The organism is Caulobacter sp. P1_B12_2, assembly GCF_056406675.1.
Genome location: NZ_JBFTZS010000406.1, coordinates 1 through 4,241, shown reverse-complemented (window position 1 = coordinate 4,241; position 4,241 = coordinate 1). Strand labels below are relative to the sequence as shown.

Here is a 4,241-nt window from a genome sequence, read left to right as displayed (position 1 = left end):
GACGTGCGGGCCATCCGCACGTCAGTGCGCCAATAGACCTCGTAGTAAGATCCCCCCAGAGCGGTCTGGATCGCCCCATTGACCATGCAGGCGACGGCCACGGTGGCGACCGTCCATTTCACGTCCCAACTGCCGCGGCGCGTGAGGAAGGCAAGGAACCCGAGCAAGACATAGGCCCACTCCTCGACGCACAGTGACCAGACGTGATCGTAGATGGGCAGCAGCATGCCCGGCGCGCCCAGATAGTTGATGGTAAAGGTCAAGGCCGCTGCGATGTGCAGGAGGTCTACCTTCAATAGTCCCGTAGCGCCGAAGATCGCCGCAGAGGCCAGGACGAATACGAACAGGGCCGGCCAGATCCGCGCGATGCGGCGTTGGAAGAATTCCGGCAGAGGAAAGCGCTCGACGAACAGGATCGTGGCCATCAGTCGGCCGCTGAGCACAAAGAACAGCTCGACGCCGAAGCGCCCCACCTGAAGACCCGGCATTCCCACATAGTGACCCAGGAAAACCGCCAGGATCGCTAAGCCGCGCCAGCCGTCCAGGAACAGGAGGCGATCACGGCCGTGGATCGCGTCCGTCGGGACCGTAGAAGCTGGCTCGGTCATATGGGTTCCCAGACGCGGCGAGCCGCAAAGCTCAAGATCGGCGTCGATTGCGGTCGCACCCGGGCGCCCGACGGTCAAGCCGCAAACGCGCTAACCGCCAAAGCCGCGCAGTAGGAACGCAGCGAAAATGAAATAAATAGCTCCCTCGCCAAAAAGAGTAGCGGCGATAGCGTTCATCGATCCGCTTGCTAGTATCGCGCTGGCCTCACCGGCCGACGCCCTGGAGATGACATGAGCACGAAGCGGTACGGCCTGGTCCTAGTCACATTCAGCGCGACGGCTTTCGCCCTGGCCAGTTGCGGCGACCCCGCGCCCACCGGCCCGCCCACTGCCCCTTCCGCCCCGGCATCCGCCGCGACGGACGCTCCGGACCCGGTCGTCCAGGCCATCCTGGGATCTGCGCAGCGCGCCATTCAGAACCGCCATCCCGGCGCGGCCATCGTCATGGCGGACGAGGCCCTCAGCAAGACTACAGCTGACCGCACAATCTGCGGACGCTACATCGCCCTCAAGCACAGCTGGCAAGGGCGGCGGTACTTCATCGCCAGCGCCAGCGAACTGGCTGTGGTCGAGAACGGCTCTCGGCGCTGGACGGAGACCTGTGAGGGCGCTCAGCCCTTGCCCGGCGCCCTCACAGGCCCCGCTGTCGAGGCCGCGGTCCAGGCCGCCGCGGGCCAGGCAATCTCTTAGGTGTTCGGTTTCGCGCATGCCTGATGAGCATCACCCGGTTTGTCGGACCTGACCGGTTGTGGATGGTTGACCCTGTCATAGAGCCGCCAGTAGGTTGGCGCCGCTTCGGCAGGGGAATGTGATGCTTTTCAATTCGAACGAATTTCTGTTCGTTTTCTTGCCGATTACCTACGCGATCTACCATTTGGCTCGCAAATACGCCGCCGGATCACTTTGCTTCGCCTTCTTGGCGATCGCCTCGATTGCGTTTTACGCGATCAGCGATGCTCACCATCTCTGGTTGTTCATCATATCGATCGCCGTCAACTTCCTCTTCGGAAGACAGTTGCTGTCCAGGCCATCACGGGCGCTGGTCGCGACCGGGTTGGCGTTCAACCTCATCCTGCTGGGGATCTTCAAGTACGCCAATTTCACGGTGGCCCAGCTCGACCTCCTGGGACTTCACCTGCCCGCGCCGGACATCGTGCTGCCGGTCGGGGTCTCATTTTTCACCTTCACGCAGATCGCCTTCCTGGTGGATGCTTACAAGGGCAAGGTCCGCGAACTGGACCTAACCCGCTACGGCCTGTTCGTCTCTTTCTTCCCGCACCTGATCGCCGGCCCGATTATCCACCACGCCGAGATGATGCCGCAGTTCGAGAACCGGCGGCGCTTGCGCTTGTCGCGCTGGACCGCGATCGGGCTGATGCTGATGGCGGTTGGCCTAATGAAGAAGTTGCTGCTGGCCGACAAGGTCGCCGAGTTGTCCTCGCCGATCTTCGCGGCCGCCAACAACGGCGAGACGGTCCACTTCTTCCAGGCCTGGACCGCGACCCTGGCCTACACCTTCCAGATCTATTTCGACTTCTCGGCCTATTCGGAGATGGCTATCGGCCTGTCGCTGATGCTGGGCGTGCGTCTGCCTGCCAACTTCAACTCACCCTACAAGTCGGTCAGCATCATCGACTTCTGGCGGCGCTGGCACATGACGCTGTCGCGCTTCCTGCGCGACTACCTCTATATCCCGCTGGGCGGCAACCGGAACGGCAAGGTCGCCCGCTACCGCAACCTCATGACCACAATGCTGCTGGGAGGATTGTGGCATGGGGCGGGCTGGACTTTCGCGCTATGGGGCGCGTTGCACGGCAGTTATCTGGTGATCAACCATCTGTGGAACGGCTCGCGGCCAGCCGACAAGCGCAAGCTGCCATTCGGCCTGGGGCCGATCCTAACCTTCTTCGCGGTGATGATGGCCTGGGTGCCGTTCCGCGCCGAAAACATCAGCGCCACGCGGACGATGTTCGCAGCGATGTTCGGTTTCAACGGGCTGGGACTGCCGCTGGAGCTGCGGACCCTCGCGCGGCACCTCCACTTGGACCTTGCCCAGTTCGGCGTGACCTATTTCGCCGAGAACGACCGGATGATCTACTACACTAACTGGGCCTGGCTGCTGCTGGCGGCCGTCATCGCCTTCGCGGCCCCCAACGCCCTGCAACTGACGCGTCGCTTCAACCCAGCCCTAGACTCCTCGGAACTGCGCGAGACCTGGGGACCGAAACTGGCGCGCATCCCTACTTGGCGCCCCGGCCTGTGGTCCGGGATCGCGGCCGGCGCAGCCCTGTTCGTCGCCGTCAAGATCATCAACTCGGCCGCCTCGACCGAATTCCTCTATTTCCAGTTCTAGAAGCGTGGGCATGCGCAATCTTTCCAAGGCACGTTCGGTCTATGCCAAATTCCTGGTCGGTGCGGGGGGCGGCTTCGTCGGCCTGGCCGCCATCTGCCTGGGGCTCTTCGCCGCTCAACTGGGCCGGCCGACCAAGGAAGGCGCCCTGCGCTGCGCCGTGGTCCAGGCCAAGCAGGACATCGCCGTCGCCGAGACCCGGCCTAAGATCGTACTGGTCGGCGGATCCGGCGTGCACCAGGGCATCGGCGCCGACCTTATGACGGCGCGCCTGAACAAGCCGGTGATCAACCTGGGCGCCTTCGCGGGCCTGACGGCCGACGAGTTGCTGTACCGCGCCAAACAGTCGGTCCGTCCAGGCGACGCGGTGGTGCTGGCCCTCGAGTACAAGTACTATAGCGGCCGCRTGCCCTCGACCGTGGCGGTCGACTTCGCCATGACCTGCGGCGCCTCCTATTTCGAGCAGCTGCCGCTGCCGCAGAAGATCCAGTATATGATCGCTACCCCGGTTGCTCGGCTGTGGGACGTGCTGAGGCACAAGCGCGACCACGGCCTGGTCGAACGGGCCCGTTCGCGGATGACTCCGAACGGCGACCGGAAGCGGGACCGCGCCGTCTTCGCCGCCCAGAGCAAGTCGCTACACGAGCGTGTGTCGCTCTACCGGCCCATGTTCATCAAGGTCGAGCAGAGGGGACCCGAAGCCCAGGCCATCGCCGACTTCGTGGCATGGGCGCGTCAGCACGACGTGTGCGTGGTGGCGACGTGGCCTAACACGATCGCCTTCCCGTCCTACGCCAAGGACCCGGCCTTCGACCAGATCCGCGCCCAATACGCCGGGATCGGCGTTCAGGTGATTGGCGAGCCCCAGGACGCCATGCTTGACGCCGAAATGTTCTACGACACCCAGTATCATCTCGATATTCCGGGCATCGAACAACGGACGCAGCGTTTCATCGATGTTCTTCAGTCCACCCCCATTAACGATTCAACCTGTCGTGGACGACTATAGGAACAGCGAACCGGCGCCGTAGAACGATCTGGGAATGTTGAGACCTTAGGCTCAAAGCATCGCGGCGCCTGAATCGGGATTTTTCGCTTTGCCGCTCGGCCCCAGACCTTCATAAGCGACAATAGTGAGGTGCGGTCGCGCGACAAGCGTTGATCGGCGCCACATCGGGGGTGGAAACGTACGATAGGGTCTCGGCGACAAGCGTTGTCGGGCGGCTTGTTGTCCGACAACAAGGCCGGCTCGCGACGCGTGCCGGCCGGCCGTCTGTATGTGG

4 protein-coding genes are annotated in these 4,241 nt (G+C 63.3%); 3 read left to right on the top strand and 1 reads right to left on the bottom strand.

The annotated features are described in order from the left end of the window. The coding region (locus AC1DZ6_RS20235) for an acyltransferase family protein (protein WP_477098929.1) at window positions 1–608 on the bottom strand (608 nt) is incomplete at its 3' end. Window positions 609–839: 231 nt separating this feature from the next. On the opposite strand from AC1DZ6_RS20235, the gene AC1DZ6_RS20230 reads away from it, so the two are divergent. The 3 genes from AC1DZ6_RS20230 (at window position 840) to AC1DZ6_RS20220 (ending at window position 3,967) form a co-directional block, all read left to right on the top strand. Next, on the top strand, window positions 840–1,298 hold the full coding sequence (locus AC1DZ6_RS20230; RefSeq protein ID WP_477098928.1) for a hypothetical protein: 459 nt from the start codon (window positions 840–842) through the stop codon (window positions 1,296–1,298). A 94-nt stretch (window positions 1,299–1,392) separates the two neighbouring features. After that, on the top strand, window positions 1,393–2,961 hold the full coding sequence (locus tag AC1DZ6_RS20225) for an MBOAT family O-acyltransferase (RefSeq protein ID WP_477098927.1): 1,569 nt from the start codon (window positions 1,393–1,395) through the stop codon (window positions 2,959–2,961). A 10-nt stretch (window positions 2,962–2,971) separates the two neighbouring features. Then, entirely contained in the window at window positions 2,972–3,967 is a 996-nt protein-coding gene (locus AC1DZ6_RS20220; protein WP_477098926.1) for a hypothetical protein, read from the top strand. The last annotated feature ends 274 nt before the right edge of the window (window positions 3,968–4,241 follow it).

Coding starts and splice junctions, on each gene's coding strand:
- AC1DZ6_RS20230 (WP_477098928.1), top strand. CDS start 840: ATGAGCACGAAGCGGTACGGCCTGGTCCTAGTCACATTCAGCGCGACG.